The organism is Nonomuraea sp. NPDC049419 (assembly GCF_040676995.1).
GTDB classification, from domain to species: Bacteria; Actinomycetota; Actinomycetes; order Streptosporangiales; family Streptosporangiaceae; genus Nonomuraea; species Nonomuraea salmonea.
In genome coordinates, this window is the sequence record NZ_JBFAQB010000003.1 from 480098 (window position 1) to 494011 (window position 13914).

Sequence of the window (13914 nt, forward strand, 5' to 3'; positions counted from 1 at the left end):
ACCCTCCCGCCCCACACCCTGCGGCCCGCCACCTTCGCGCCCGCTTCCCGCTCCTCTGGGGCGGCCACCGTGTCGCCCCAGCCCCGCCCCTTCGGAAGCCTCCGATCAGGGGTGGTGTCGTGACGCTTTTCGGGTTTGTTGCCGATGACTTCACCGGGGCTACGGACGCTTTGTGGCAGTTCAGGCGCTTCGGGCTGAGCGGGTCGCTGGTCACCGATGTGCGGCGCTTGCATGATCGCACCGACGTCATCGGGCTCGCCACCACGGCGAGGGCCGCCGAGGATCCGGTGGCGGTCGCGCTGCCGGCGCTTGAGGCGGTGGCGGCTGTCGGGCCGGCGGTGGTGCAGTACAAGGTCTGCTCGACGTTCGACTCCTCGCCCGAGCGGGGCAGCATCGGGGCCGTCATCGCGGCCCTGCACCACGCCGGGCTCGCTGAAGGGCCGGTGCCGGTGCTGGCCGCGCAGCCCGAGTTCGGGCGTTACACCTGGTACGCCACCCACTTCGTCCGCTATGGCGATGACGTGCTCCGCCTCGACCGTTACCCTCCGGCCCGCGACCATCCGGTCACCCCCGCCACTGAGGCGGACCTGCGGGTCCGGCTCACCGAGCAGGGCGCTGGGCGGGTCGGCCGGCTGCCGGCGGACGCGACGCCCGAGCAGTACCTCGCCCGCCGGGGCGACGACGCCTTCATCGCCGACGCCACCACCGACGCCCACCTCCACGCCCTCGGCCACCTCCTCCTCTCCACCATTCGCCCCTCGGCTTCGGAGCCTCTCCCCGCCGGGCGGGTGCTGTGGTGTGCGGGGTCCGGGGGACTGAGCCAGGCGCTGGCGTGGGCGGCGGCAGAGCGGCGGGCGCCCATGGGACACGGGCCCCGACCGGTCGGACAGAGCCCGGCAGCGGCCGGGCAGCCGCCGGGAGGCGCAGAGCCGCTGTCAGCTCCCGCCCATCCGGCTCCGGTCCACCCCGCTCCCGTTCGCCCGGCGGCCGGGCAGCCGGTGCTGGGGGTGGCGGTGCCGGTGTTGGTGGTCTCTGGAAGCCGGTCGCCCGTTACCGCGCGGCAGATCGCCGTCGCTGCACGAGCCGGGTGGGAGGTCGTGGATGTGGCTGAGGGGCTCTCAGCGGTGGAGGAGAGGTTGCGGGCGGGGCGGCACACCATTGTGCAGTCCACCCTGGGGCCCCTTCGTGCTCCGGAAGGCATCGGCGAAACGCTGGGGCGGGTGGCCGTAGCCGCGGTGCGGGGTGGATGGACGCGGCGGGTGGTGGTGGCCGGGGGTGACACCTCGGGGCAGGTGGTGGCGGCGTTGGGTGCCTACGCGCTCGACGTGGCCGGATCCCTGGCGGTGGGTGGGCCCGTGTGCGTGCTCTCCTCCGATGATCCGGTGGTCGATGGGCTGGAGGTGGCGCTCAAGGGCGGCCAAGTGGGGGCGGATGACTTCTTTCTGCGGGCGGCCGAGGGTTCCGTTCCGGCCCTCGGCGGTGGGCGCGGGGCGGGATGATGGTCGGCATGCACTTCCAGCCGATCGAGCGCCCCGCCCAGGCGTTCCAGCAGCCCGTGACCGCCACCCACCTCCAGGAGATCAGCCGCCGGGTCTTCGGCCGCGACGCCGTGGAAGCGGTCGAGCTGGGGCTCGGCATGTACAACACCACGTACAAGGTGACGATCGAGGGGCGGGACCGGCCGGTGGTGATGCGGTTCGCTCCGGAGCCCGCCCGTCAGGCCCGCTCCGAGCGGGAGCTGATGCGCAACGAGTACGCGACCGCCCCCTACCTCGCCCCGATCGCCCCGCTGATGCCCAGGATCATCGCCGCCGACTGGTCGCACGAGCTGATCGGCCGCGACTACCTCGTGCAGACGCTCCTGGACGGCGTGCCCGCCCCCGACGGCCTGCCCGGCTACCCCCGCCCCACCTGGACGAGCTTCTTCAGGCAGATGGGGGAGATCACCAGAAAGGTCCACGACGTGCGCGGCCCGGCATTCGGCCCGGTGGCGGCGCCCGCGTACCGGACGTGGAGCGAGGCCGTGGCCGGCGCCCTGCGCGAGCTGGCGGCGGACGCGGAAGACGCCGGCCTGCACGCCGCCGACCTGCGCAAGGCCGCCGCGCTGGCGGAGGAGCGGCGTGACGTGCTCGACGAGATCACCGAGCCGCGCCTGCTCACCGGCGACCTGTGGACGGTCAACACCATGATCGCCGAAAAGGCGCCCGAGCCCACGCTGACCGGGGTGCTCGACTTCGACCGTACGTGGTGGGGCGACCCGGCCGCCGACTGGACGATCAGGATGGCGAACGCCAAGCAGGACGAGCGGCTGGCGTTCTGGGAGACGTACGGGAAGCAGGACCCGAGCCCCGCCGCGGCCTGGCGCTCGCTGATCTACGAGATCCGCCATCTCGGCGCCGTCCGGCTGGAGCGCCACCGTCACGGGGAGTGCGACGGCGTCGCGCGGTCCTACGACGACGTGGCCGCCGTGCTCGCGGAGATCGATTGAGGCTCACAGCGCCGCCTCTCCGAATATGATGTTGATCATCGATCAGGGCCGTCAATTGATGTCCGGATTCTGTGACACAAGCCCCCGCGAGAGGCGCCGGAACGGCCATCTGATCAGCCGCATTTCCGCAGGTGGCCCCCTGTTTTCCGGGTCTCGGAGCAGGCTGGGACGATCTATTGCGAGTGACCTGACCGTTATATTTCACGATTCTGACTGTTATCGCTTTGCTTATATATTGCGCGGTGATCAGTCATCTTGGCGTCACGTGAATTTCGCGATGTGAGATGGGATTTCCGTTGAGGAGGCGTCGCTCCGCGAGGGGTTCGCGCCCTCGATCAACGCGAACGGAGAGTGATGGGCAAGTACCTGCTCCGCAGGTTGGCGATAAATGTGATCTTGGTCGCTATCGCGGCAAGCTTGGCGTACATGCTCGCGGCCACCACCATGAACCCGCGAGCGGCGTACGAGGGGCGGCAGCCCCCGGTTCCCGAGGCGACCATCGACGCCACACTTGATGCCTACAACCTGAACGACAAGACGCCCGTGCTCGAGCGCTACGCGACCTGGGCCTCCGGCGTCATCACCGGAGACTTCGGCAAGACCTGGAACGGCGGCTCGGTCAACTCCGAGATGGGCCGCCGGGTCATGGTCAGCCTCCGGCTCCTGCTCATCGGCACCCTGCTGGGGTTCGCGGTGGGCGTGGCGCTGGGTGCGATCTCCGCGGTCAAGCAGTACAGGCTCAGTGATCGGTTAATAGGGGTCAGTTCCTTCGTCATCATGGCGATCCCGGTGTTCGTGCTGGCCACGTTGCTGGCGATCGCGACGTACAACCTGAACAGAGGGCTCGGGTTCACGCTGATCGAGTACACCGGCGAGTACGACCCCCGGCTCTCCGGCTGGGACCAGTTCCTCAACCGGCTGAACCACCTCATCCTCCCGACGATCTCCCTCAGCCTCGGCTCCATCGCGTTCTACAGCCGGATCCAGCGCAACATGATGCTCGACGTGCTGAACCAGGACTTCGTCCGCACCGCGATGGCCAAGGGCCTGCGGCGCAGGACGGCGCTCATCAAGCACGCGCTGCGCACGGCGCTGATCCCGTCGGCGACGTACTTCGCGTTCGCGTTCGGGACGATGTTCACCGGCGCCACGTTCACGGAGAAGATCTTCGCCTGGCACGGCATGGGCGCCTGGCTGGTCGACTCGATCAACCAGAACGACGTGAACTCGGTGGCCGCGGTGACCTTCTTCGCCGCGGTGTGCGTGCTCGCGGCGTCGTTCCTGTCGGACCTGCTGGTGGCGGCCCTCGATCCACGGGTGCGGGTGAGCTAGAAGATGCGATCGAAAGTCGTCCTGAGGCGCCTGCTGCGCAACAAGCAGGCCCGTTACGGGGTCATCGCGCTGATCCTGCTCGTGGCGCTGGCCTACGTCGGCCCCTTCATCGGCCCGTACGACTGGACCGACAAGGACTTCCTCGCCTTCCTGTCGCCGCCGGGCGCCGACCACTGGTGGGGCACCACCTCGATCGGCCAGGACATGTACGCGGTCACGCTGCGCGGCATGCAGAAGTCGATCGTCATCGGCCTGCTGGTGGCGCTGATCTCCACCGGCCTGGCCGCGCTGGTGGGCGCGTTCGCCGGCTACTTCGGCGGCTGGGCGGACAAGGCCCTCATGTGGGGCGTGGACCTGCTCCTCGTCCTGCCCAGCTTCCTCATCATCGCGATCGTCTCGCCGCAGCTGAAGGACGGCGCGTCCTGGCTGTGGTTCGTGGTGCTGCTGGCCGCGTTCTCCTGGATGATCACCTCACGGGTGGTGCGGAGCATGACGCTCTCGCTGCGCGAGCGCGAGTACGTCCTGGCCGCCGTCTACATGGGCATCCCGCGCTGGAAGATCATCATGCGGCACATCGTGCCCAACCTGTCGTCGCTGCTGATCATCGACGCGACGCTGAACGTCAGTGGCGCGATCATCGGCGAGGCGGCGCTGTCCTTCTTCGGCTTCGGCATCCAGCCGCCCGACGTCTCGCTCGGCACGCTGATCGCGGAGGGCTCGCGCAACGCCACCGGCTACCCGTGGCTGTTCGCCTTCCCCGCCGGCCTGCTGGTCGCGCTGGTGCTCAGCGTGAACATGATCGGCGACGGGCTGCGTGACGCACTCGACCCGGGGAGCAACTCGTGAGCATCTTGGAGGTCAAGGACCTCACCGTCACCTTCCCAGGCGGCATCGACGCCGTGCGCGGCGTCAGCTACGAGGTCGAGCGCGGCGAGGTGCTCGGCATCGTCGGCGAGTCCGGCTCGGGCAAGTCCGTGACGTCGCTGGCCGTGATGGGCCTGCTGCCCAAGAACGCGGTGGTGGACGGCTCGGTCAAGCTGCACGGGCAGGAGCTGCTCGGCATGCAGGAAGACGAGCTGATCAAGGTACGCGGCAAGGCGATCAGCATGATCTTCCAGGATCCGCTGTCGGCCTTCACACCCGTCTACACCATCGGCGACCAGATCGCCGAGGCCGTCCGCGTGCACCAGAAGGTGGGCAAGGACAAGGCGGCCAAGCGCGCCGTGGACCTGCTCGACCTGGTCGGCATCCCCAACCCGCAGCTGCGGGCCAAGGCGTTCCCGCACGAGTTCTCCGGCGGCATGCGCCAGCGCGCGATGATCGCCATGGCCATCGCCAACGACCCCGACCTGCTGATCTGCGACGAGCCGACCACCGCGCTCGACGTCACCATCCAGGCGCAGGTCCTGGAGGTGCTCAAGACCGCGCAGCAGGAGACCGGCGCCGGCATCGTGATGATCACCCACGACCTCGGCGTCATCGCCGGCATGGCCGACCGGGTGCTCGTCATGTACGCGGGCCGCCCGGTCGAGCAGGGACCGGTGGACGACATCTACTACCGGCCGCGCATGCCGTACACGATGGGCCTGCTCGCCTCGATCCCCAGGGTCGACGGGGAGGAGGGGCCGCTGGTGCCGATCGACGGCAACCCGCCGTCGCCGGCCTCGCTGCCGCCCGGCTGCCCGTTCGCGCCGCGCTGCCCGATGAAGGTCGACATGTGCGACGAGGAAGAGCCGCCGCTGACCCCGTTCGGCGGGGGACGCCACGTGGCCTGCATCCGCGCGCACGAGATCGAGCACAAGGGCCTGACCGGGGCGGACGTGTTCCCCGTGCCGGTCATCCCGCCGAGCGACGTCGTCCGCGTGCCGCGCGCCGAGCGCGCGACCGTGCTGGAGCTCGACGGCATGAAGCGGCACTACCCGCTGATGAAGGGCGCGATCTTCAAGCGCCGCGTGGGCACCGTCTACGCGGTCGACGGCATCAGCTTCGACATCGCCGAAGGCGAGACGCTGGCCCTGGTCGGCGAGTCCGGCTGCGGCAAGACCACCACGCTGCAGCAGATCATGCAGCTGGAGCCGCCGCAGGACGGCCGCGTCGTCGTGCTCGGCAAGGACAGCGGCAAGCTGGACAAGGCGGCCCGCCGCGAGCTGCGGCGGGACCTGCAGATCGTCTTCCAGGACCCCATGGCGGCGCTCGACCCGCGCATGCCGATCGGCGACATCATCGCCGAGCCGCTGCGCGCGCACGGCAAGAAGGACGTCGCCGCCAAGGTCGCCGAGCTGCTGCGGCTCGTCGGTCTCGCGCCGGAGCACGCCGAGCGTTACCCGCAGCAGTTCTCCGGCGGCCAGCGGCAGCGCATCGGCATCGCCCGCGCGCTGGCCCTGGAGCCCAAGCTGCTCGTCCTGGACGAGCCCGTCTCGGCCCTGGACGTGTCGATCCAGGCAGGCGTGATCAACCTGCTGGAGGAGCTGAAGAACAGGCTGGGCCTGTCCTACCTGTTCGTGGCGCACGACCTCGCCGTGGTACGGCACCTGGCGGACCGGGTGGCCGTCATGTACCTCGGGAGGATCGCCGAGATCGGCGCGGTGGAGAACGTCTACGACCGGCCCGCGCATCCGTACACGCAGGCCCTGCTGTCGGCGATCCCGCTGCCCGACCCCGAGATGGAACGCACCCGCAAGCGGATCCTGCTCGAAGGCGACCTGCCCAGCCCGGCGGACCCCCCGTCCGGGTGCAGGTTCCGCACCCGCTGCCCCAAGTTCGCCCGGCTCAGTGAGGGCCAGCGGCAGCGGTGTGTGGACGAAGAGCCCTCGGTTGCCCGGCTGACGAGCGCCGATCACGGCGCCGCCTGCCACTACGCGGAGGAAGTCGAGGTCATCACGGCCTCGGACAATCAGGAGGAAGAGTGAAGGTTCATCACCGTGCGGCCGCTGGGCTGGCGGTCCTGGCCATGGCCGTGGCGGCCTGTGGTGGCGGCGGCTCCGAGACCAAGCAGCCGAGCGCCGAGCAGTCGCAGCAGGCTCAGCAGCAGATGTCGGAGACCCCGGCCATCAGCATCAACCCCGTCCCCTACGAGCAGGTGAAGGACGGCGGCACGCTCACCCTGACCGTCGGCCAGTGGCCGAGCCAGTGGAACCCGTACCACGTGGACGGCAACCAGGCCGACACGACGGAGATGCGTGACACCTTCCTGCCGAGCGTGATGGTGGCGGACGAGGAGGCCAACTTCACGCCGAACCCCGACTACCTCACCGACGTGAAGGTGGACACGGCGTCCGGCAAGCAGGTCATCACCTACACCATCAACGAGAAGGCCACCTGGTCGGACGGCGAGCCGATCACGTGGAAGGACTTCGAGGCGGCCTGGAAGGCCCAGAACGGCGAGAACAAGAAGTACAAGCCGGCCTCCACCGACGGCTGGGACCGGATCGAGTCGGTCGCCAAGGGCGACTCGGACCGGGTCGTGGTCGTCACCTTCTCCAAGACGTACCCGGAGTGGCAGGGCCTGTTCTCGCCCCTCATGCCGGCCAAGCACATCGACTCGCCCGACGCGTTCGACAAGGACTACCTGCAGAAGGTTCCGGTCACCGCGGGTCCCTTCAAGGTCGAGAGCATCGACGAGGGCACCAAGACGCTGACCGTCGTGCGTGACGACAAGTGGTGGGGCAAGAAGGCCAAGCTCGACAAGGTCATCTTCCGTACCATCGAGACGCCCGCCGCGCAGGTCAACGCCTTCGCCAACGGCGAGATCGACATGGTGGAGATCCCGCCGGGCAGCCCCGCCGACCTCAAGCGGGCCAAGGAAGTCCCGAACGTGGACATCCGCAAGGCGCTCAGCCCCAACTGGCGGCACATCACCGTCAACAACCAGAGCGAGTTCCTGAAGGACAAGTCGGTCCGCCAGGCCGTCCAGTACGCGATCAACCGTGACGTGATCACGCAGTCCGACCTGAAGGACATGGACTGGCCGCTGCAGACGCTCGGCAACCACGTCTTCATGAACAACCACAAGGGTTACGTCGACAACTCCGGCGACCTCGGCAAGTACAACGTCGAGAAGGCCAAGCAGCTGCTCGACGCGGCCGGCTGGAAGCAGGAGAGCGAGGGCGCGACCCGCAAGAAGGACGGCAAGGAGTTCGAGCTGTCCTTCGTGGTGCCCGCGGGCGTGCCGTACGCCAAGACCGAGGGTGAGCTCACCCAGGCGATGCTGGCCGAGGCCGGCATCAAGCTGTCGATCCGCGCCGTCCCCGATGACAAGTTCTTCACCGACTACATCATCAAGGGCGACTTCGACCTGGTGCCGTTCTCCTGGATCGGCACGCCGCTGCCGCTCGGCTCGCTGCCGCAGATCTACAAGACCGGCTCCGAGAGCAACTTCCCGAAGTCGGAGAACCCCGAGCTGGACGCCGCCATCGATGACGCCGTGGGCGAGATGGACCCGGCCAAGGCCATCGAGAAGGCCAACGCGGCCGACAAGATGATCTGGGACATGGTGCACACGATCCCGCTGTACCAGCGCCCCGACATCCAGGCCGCCAAGAAGACGCTCGCCAACCTGGGCGCCGAAGGCTACAAGACCTACGACTGGACGATGGTCGGCTTCACCGGCTGACCCTCTCTCACCGGGCGACCCCCGGCCGGAGCTGCTCCGGCCGGGGGTCTTCCCGTGTCGGGGGTCTTCCCGTGCCGGGGGCCCGTCAGCCGTGGGAGTCGGCCGCGCCGCTCTTGACCGTGATGCCGCAGGACGGGCCGCCGGGCCCGTCGAAGCGCACGGAGTCGAAGAAGTCGCGGTAGGTGGAGAAGAAGTTGCCCTTGTCCCGGGCGAAGGTGACGGCGGCGCAGCCGTCGTAGTTCGCCTCGGAGAAGAGGTAGATGAGGCTGTCCGTACGGTTCCAGTCCGACTTGGCGCGGTCGGCCATGCCCAGCGCGGCCAGGTCGGGGGTGTCGGCGTTGATCTGGATGACGTCCCCGGTGCCGTCGAGGCCGGAGAACATGCAGTAGTAGCCCTCCTGGCACCGGTCGTAGCCCTCGGCGGCCTGAGCCGGCGTGCCGAGCGCCGCCACGACGGCGGCGGCGAGCGGTAATGCCAGCATCTGAAGCTTCTTGCCCACACTTCCTCCAAGGGTGAAACTTTCTTTCAGCTCGAACATACACGCCGCGATCTTGTCAGGAAAGGGATCATTTTCCGGCCGTCAGTCCGACCTCCACGCCGTCCCTGGTGCCCCAGCGGCCGACCCGGTGACAGGTCAGCACCGCGTACGCCAGCAGCGGGCGCAGCACCAGCAGCCGCCACAGCGCGGCCAGCGGGGCGAGCGCGAACGCCAGCAGCCGCGCCCCCGTGCTCTCGTCGGCGCGCCGCACGGTGAACAGCCGCAGCGCCATCACGTAGTTCATGGCCAGCCCTGCCTGTGCTCCGGCCGCCGCCACCGCACCCAGATCGACGTCCTGCCGGGCCAGCAGCACGACCGGGAGCGCCGCCATGAGCAGCAGGTGCAGGTGCTGCGCCACCGTGGTCCAGAAGACGACGCTCGTCAGCGGCAGGTACCGCAGCCACCACAGGTGCCGTACGGCCGTGCCGCGCATCCACCGCACCTGCTGCCTGGCGTAATGACCGAGGCGGGCCGGGGCCAGCGTGAACACCATCGCCGACGGCTGGTGCACGGTCCGCCCGGCCAGCAGGGCGTGGAAGGTGAGCAGCGAGTCGTCGTTCATCTGCATCTCCCGGCCGCGGAAGCGCTCGTTCTCGTACGCGCCCGCGCACCGGCGCACCACGCCTGCCCGGTAGAAGGCCAGCGCGCCCGAGTTGAGCGTCACCCTGCGCAGCACCGAGCCCGCGCTGCGCAGGCCGAGCGTGAACGGCAGGTAGAGCAGGCCCGTCAGGCGGCCGATCGAGCCCGCCGTCCGGTTCAGCACCAGCACCTGACCGGCCACCGACTGCACGGCCGGGTCCGCGAACGGGGCCAGGCCCTCTCTGACGGCGTGCCGGTCGAGCACCGAGTCGCTGTCGAGGGTGACGAACACGTCGCCGTCGTCCTCGGCCAGCGCGTGCATCTGGGCGTGGCGCTTGCCCCGGTTCCTGGTGCGGTCCCAGGTCGTCTCGACGCCGCGGGCCGCCGCCTCCGACTCGAACGCGTGGCGGACGTCGTCGTACGGGACGTGCGAGCCGTCGTCCACCACCCGCACCCGCGTGACCGGCCTGCTCTGCGCCAGGACCGAGCGCAGGCAGGCGCGCAGCGCCTCAGGATCCTCGTTGTAGACCGGCACCTGGACGGTCACCCGCAGCGCGTCCAGCCGGGCCTGCTCGCCCGGCGGCGCGATGATCCGGCGCTCGCACCACGACAGCGGCAGCCACCACAGGAGCATCGCGGCGAGCAGCCAGGTGGCCGGGCCCGCGTCGTTCTCGGGCAGGGCCGCCGCCAGCCTGGCCACGCTCCAGGCGGTGACGCCGGTGACGAGGAGCGCGAGGAGCCTGGGGTGGCCGGCGTGCTCGGCGGACGGGTCCGTCATGGGAGCAGGGGAGTGCGGTCGCGGCGGAAGCGGGCGCGTACCAGGAAGGCGGTGCCCAGCGCGATCGACGCGCAGAGCGCGACCAGCCAGGGGTGACCGCCGGCGAGCGCGGCCACCGCGACGCCGCCGCCGTAGCCGGCCAGGGATCCGTACGCCATCGAGGGCCTCCTGAGGTGGAAGTGACGGCGGACAGTGTCGCCTGAACCGGGGACCCGCCGGCCTCGCCGCCGGTCAAGAGGAGCTGAAAGTTTCACCGGCGTACGGCCCGTTTCCGCTGGTGCCCGCCGTCGCCGGGGTGGTGCGTCGAACGCGGCGGGGAAACTCGGGGATCGTGACCTACAGTGCTGTTGGGAGCGCTCCCATATCCCTTCTAGCCAGCCGGAGCAGCGTGCGATGAGCAGCAACCCGAGCAGAAGGAGGCGGGCGGGCGGGGCCGTCGTGCTCGCCCTCCTCGCCACGACCCTGACGGCACCCTCCCCGGCGACGGCCGCTGTGATGGGCGCGGCGGCTCTGCCCTATCAGGACCCGAGCCTCCCGGTCGCCACCCGGGTCGACGACCTCATGGGCAGGATGTCGCTGGACGATAAGCTGGGCCAGATGACGCAGGCCGAGCGCGGCTCGGTCAGCACGTCCGACGTCACCACGTACCGGCTCGGCTCGGTGCTGTCGGGCGGCGGCTCGGCCCCGTCGCCGAACACGGCCACCGGCTGGGCCGACATGTACGACAGGTTCCAGAACGCGGCCCTGGCCACCCCGCTCGGCATCCCCCTCGTCTACGGCGTGGACGCCGTGCACGGCCACAACAACGTCGTCGGCGCCACGATCTTCCCGCACAACATCGGGCTCGGCGCCACCCGCGACCCCGGCCTCGTCCAGCGCATCGGCCGCGCCACCGCCGAGGAGGTGGCCGGCACCGGCATCGACTGGAACTTCGCCCCCTGCCTGTGCGTGGCCCGCGACGACCGGTGGGGCCGCACGTACGAGTCGTACGGCGAGACCCCCGACCTGCCCTCGCAGATGGCCTCCATCATCACCGGCCTCCAGGGCGACACGCTGAACGGCCCCGCGTCCGTGCTCGCCACCGCCAAGCACTACCTCGGCGACGGCGGCACGGAAGGCGGCACCGACCAGGGCGACGCGCGCGTGTCCGAGTCCGAGCTGCGCGCGGTGCACCTGCCGCCGTTCGAGGCCGCCGTCGAGCGCGGCGTCGGCTCCGTGATGATCTCCTTCAGCAGCTGGAACGGCACCAAGCTGCACGGCCACCGCTACCTCATCACCGACGTGCTCAAGGGCGAGCTGGGCTTCGACGGCTTCGTGGTCTCCGACTGGAACGGCATCGACCAGATCGACGGCGCCCCCGGCACCTCGGCGCAGGACGTGCGCACCGCCGTGAACGCCGGGGTCGACATGGCGATGGTGCCCACCGAGTGGCGCCGCTTCATCGAGCTGCTGCGCGCCGAGGTGCAGGCAGGACGCGTCACCACCGCCCGGGTGGACGACGCCGTACGCCGGATCCTGACCAAGAAGTTCGAGCTCGGGCTGTTCGAGGAGCCGCTCACCGACCGGTCGTACACCTCGACCGTGGGCAGCGCCGCGCACCGGGCGCTGGCCCGCGAGGCGGTCGCCAAGTCGCAGGTCGTGCTGAAGAACGCGAACGACCTGCTGCCCCTCGCCAGGACCGGCGGCAAGATTTTCGTGGCCGGCAAGAGCGCCGACGACATCGGCAACCAGAGCGGCGGCTGGACGATCTCCTGGCAGGGCTCGTCCGGCGACATCACCCCCGGCACCACCATCCTCGAAGGCATCAGGGACACCGTCGGCTCCGGCGCCACCGTCACCTACAGCAGGGACGGCAGCGGCATCGACGGCTCCTACCGGGTGGCCGTCGCGGTCGTGGGCGAGACCCCGTACGCCGAGGGGCAGGGCGACCGGCCCGGCGGCCTCGGCCTCGACTCCACCGACCTCAGCACGCTCGCCACCCTGCGGGCCTCCGGCGTGCCGCTCGTCGTGGTGCTCGTCTCAGGCCGGCCGCTCGACATCGCCGCGCAACTGCCCGGCTGGGACGCCCTGGTCGCCGCCTGGCTGCCGGGCACCGAGGGGCGGGGAGTGGCGGACGTGCTGTTCGGCGCCGTCGAGCCGACCGGGAAGCTGCCCATGACCTGGATGAGCAGCGCGTCCCAGCAGCCGATCAACGCCGGTGACGGCAAGACGCCGCTGTTCGCGCAGGGGTTCGGGCTGACGTACGAGCCGGGCGGCGAGGAGGACGACACCAGCCCGCCCACCGCGCCCGGCACGCCCGCCGCCTCCGGCGTCACCTCCACCTCGGCCACCCTCGCCTGGGCCGCCGCCACCGACGACGTCGGCGTGACGGGGTACGACGTGGTCCGCTTACAGGGCTCCGCCGAGTCGCCGGCGGCCTCCGTGAGCACCACCTCCACCACCATCACCGGCCTGTCGCCGGACACCTCCTACACCTTCGCCGTCTACGCCAGGGACGCCGCGGGCAACCGCTCGCCCCGCTCGGGTACGGTGACGCTGACGACGTCCGGCGGCGGCACGGGCGGCAGTTGCTCGCTCACGCCGTCCACGCAGAGCCAGTGGGGCAACGGGTACGTCGTCCAGGCCACCGTCACCAACGGCGGCGCCGCCAGGACCTCCTGGACCGCCACCTTCACCCTGCCCGCCGGGCACACGATCACCGGCTCGTGGAACGCCGGCCTGAGCGTCAGCGGCGGGACCGTCACGGCGCGCAACGCGCCGCACAACGGGACGCTGGGGGCGGGCGCGAGCACGTCGTTCGGCTTCCAGGCGAGCCGCCCCAACGGCGACACCTCCCTCCCCTCCGGCTACACCTGCGACTGAACGGAAAGCCGCTCCCACCCCAGGGGGGAAGCGGCGGGGGAGGGGCGGCCCCGGTGGGCGGGCCGCCCCTCCTGCCACTGTCGCCGACGCGCCACGGTCCCCGGCGCCGGGCCGGGGGACCCTGCCTGCGGCGCGCCGCCCGGGTCAGCGGTTCACGTGGAGCGTGCCGAACTCCACCTGCGGGGTGGCGCCCGCGAAGTTGCGGTCGACCTCGGCGCGCTCGGCCGCGCTCGGGTTGGCGTTGCGGCAGCTCACCGGCGCGCTCGACCCGGACATCAGGTCGGTGCAGCGGCCCGTGCGCCGGTCGGGCAGGCCGAGGATGTGGCCGATCTCGTGGGTGGCGATGCGCAGCGGGTAGTAGCCCTGGTCCACGGCCTGCCGTCCCATCCAGATCGTGCCGCGCCCGAGCCCGGTGGGCAGCGCGCGGGGCCAGCCGTTGTCGGCCAGCACGACGAAGTGCGCGGGGGTGCCGCGGACCAGCCGGACGTTCGACACGCCGGCGTTCCAGACCTGGGCCGCCTGGTCCAGGGTGGCGCTGAACTCGGCGGCGCGGCTCGCGTCGTACCGGATGACCGTGACCAGGGCGGTGGCCTGCGCCGGCGCGGTGACGAGCAGGAACGCCAGGCTCAGGACGGCGGACAGGACGATGCGAAGGCGTTTCGACACGGAGCCTCCTCCGGGGAAGTTGGGGGTCGTTGTGACGGTATGCGCCCCATCGGCCCCGG

The 13914-nt window shown here is 70.5% G+C and carries 11 protein-coding genes; 7 read left to right on the forward strand and 4 right to left on the reverse strand.

Annotated elements, in window-relative coordinates; all coding sequences use genetic code 11:
• Nucleotides 1-119 precede the first annotated feature (119 nt).
• The 6 genes from AB0K12_RS12170 (at nucleotide 120) to AB0K12_RS12195 (ending at nucleotide 8432) form a co-directional block, all read left to right on the forward strand.
• Nucleotides 120-1499 carry a four-carbon acid sugar kinase family protein gene (locus AB0K12_RS12170; RefSeq protein WP_364558861.1) on the forward strand — a complete coding sequence of 460 codons (1380 nt, stop codon included), beginning with the start codon at nucleotides 120-122 and terminating at the stop codon, nucleotides 1497-1499.
• Nucleotides 1500-1507: 8 nt separating this feature from the next.
• On the forward strand, nucleotides 1508-2488 hold the full coding sequence (locus AB0K12_RS12175) for an aminoglycoside phosphotransferase family protein (RefSeq protein WP_364558863.1): 981 nt from the start codon (nucleotides 1508-1510) through the stop codon (nucleotides 2486-2488).
• A gap of 354 nt (nucleotides 2489-2842) precedes the next feature.
• On the forward strand, nucleotides 2843-3820 hold the full coding sequence (locus tag AB0K12_RS12180) for an ABC transporter permease (protein ID WP_364558866.1): 978 nt from the start codon (nucleotides 2843-2845) through the stop codon (nucleotides 3818-3820).
• Nucleotides 3821-3823: 3 nt separating this feature from the next.
• Nucleotides 3824-4666: an ABC transporter permease gene (locus AB0K12_RS12185; RefSeq protein WP_364558869.1), complete on the forward strand. Its 843-nt coding sequence runs from the start codon at nucleotides 3824-3826 to the stop codon at nucleotides 4664-4666.
• On the forward strand, nucleotides 4663-6729 hold the full coding sequence (locus AB0K12_RS12190) for an ABC transporter ATP-binding protein (protein WP_364558872.1): 2067 nt from the start codon (nucleotides 4663-4665) through the stop codon (nucleotides 6727-6729). The genes AB0K12_RS12185 and AB0K12_RS12190 overlap by 4 nt, the downstream gene beginning before the upstream one ends.
• Nucleotides 6726-8432 carry an ABC transporter family substrate-binding protein gene (locus tag AB0K12_RS12195; protein WP_364558875.1) on the forward strand — a complete coding sequence of 569 codons (1707 nt, stop codon included), beginning with the start codon at nucleotides 6726-6728 and terminating at the stop codon, nucleotides 8430-8432. Before AB0K12_RS12190 ends, AB0K12_RS12195 begins: the two co-directional genes overlap by 4 nt.
• An 85-nt stretch (nucleotides 8433-8517) precedes the next feature.
• Here the strand turns inward: AB0K12_RS12195 and AB0K12_RS12200 are convergent, their stop codons facing one another.
• From AB0K12_RS12200 to AB0K12_RS12210, 3 genes are all read right to left on the reverse strand, one after another.
• Entirely contained in the window at nucleotides 8518-8913 is a 396-nt protein-coding gene (locus AB0K12_RS12200) for a peptidase inhibitor family I36 protein (RefSeq protein WP_355419055.1), read from the reverse strand.
• Between the two features lie 85 nt (nucleotides 8914-8998).
• Complete coding sequence (locus AB0K12_RS12205) at nucleotides 8999-10327, reverse strand: glycosyltransferase family 2 protein (RefSeq protein ID WP_364558879.1); 1329 nt, start codon at nucleotides 10325-10327, stop codon at nucleotides 8999-9001.
• Nucleotides 10324-10485, reverse strand: coding sequence for a hypothetical protein (locus tag AB0K12_RS12210; RefSeq protein ID WP_364558882.1), 162 nt, complete (start codon nucleotides 10483-10485; stop codon nucleotides 10324-10326). The genes AB0K12_RS12205 and AB0K12_RS12210 overlap by 4 nt, the downstream gene beginning before the upstream one ends.
• Nucleotides 10486-10720: 235 nt before the next feature.
• Here AB0K12_RS12210 and AB0K12_RS12215 point away from each other — a divergent pair, with 235 nt between their 5' ends.
• Nucleotides 10721-13189: a glycoside hydrolase family 3 N-terminal domain-containing protein gene (locus tag AB0K12_RS12215; RefSeq protein WP_364558885.1), complete on the forward strand. Its 2469-nt coding sequence runs from the start codon at nucleotides 10721-10723 to the stop codon at nucleotides 13187-13189.
• Between the two features lie 144 nt (nucleotides 13190-13333).
• Here the strand turns inward: AB0K12_RS12215 and AB0K12_RS12220 are convergent, their stop codons facing one another.
• Nucleotides 13334-13855, reverse strand: a complete 522-nt coding sequence (locus AB0K12_RS12220) for a snapalysin family zinc-dependent metalloprotease (protein WP_364558888.1) — start codon at nucleotides 13853-13855, stop codon at nucleotides 13334-13336.
• Nucleotides 13856-13914: the final 59 nt, after the last annotated feature.

What these genes read in the sequence shown, in the direction of transcription:
- AB0K12_RS12175 (WP_364558863.1), top strand. Translation starts at nt 1,508, where the DNA reads ATGCACTTCCAGCCGATCGAGCGCCCCGCCCAGGCGTTCCAGCAGCCC.
- AB0K12_RS12180 (WP_364558866.1), top strand. Translation starts at nt 2,843, where the DNA reads ATGGGCAAGTACCTGCTCCGCAGGTTGGCGATAAATGTGATCTTGGTC.
- AB0K12_RS12185 (WP_364558869.1), top strand. Translation starts at nt 3,824, where the DNA reads ATGCGATCGAAAGTCGTCCTGAGGCGCCTGCTGCGCAACAAGCAGGCC.
- AB0K12_RS12200 (WP_355419055.1), bottom strand. Translation starts at nt 8,913, where the DNA reads ATGCTGGCATTACCGCTCGCCGCCGCCGTCGTGGCGGCGCTCGGCACG.
- AB0K12_RS12205 (WP_364558879.1), bottom strand. Translation starts at nt 10,327, where the DNA reads ATGACGGACCCGTCCGCCGAGCACGCCGGCCACCCCAGGCTCCTCGCG.
- AB0K12_RS12210 (WP_364558882.1), bottom strand. Translation starts at nt 10,485, where the DNA reads ATGGCGTACGGATCCCTGGCCGGCTACGGCGGCGGCGTCGCGGTGGCC.
- AB0K12_RS12215 (WP_364558885.1), top strand. Translation starts at nt 10,721, where the DNA reads ATGAGCAGCAACCCGAGCAGAAGGAGGCGGGCGGGCGGGGCCGTCGTG.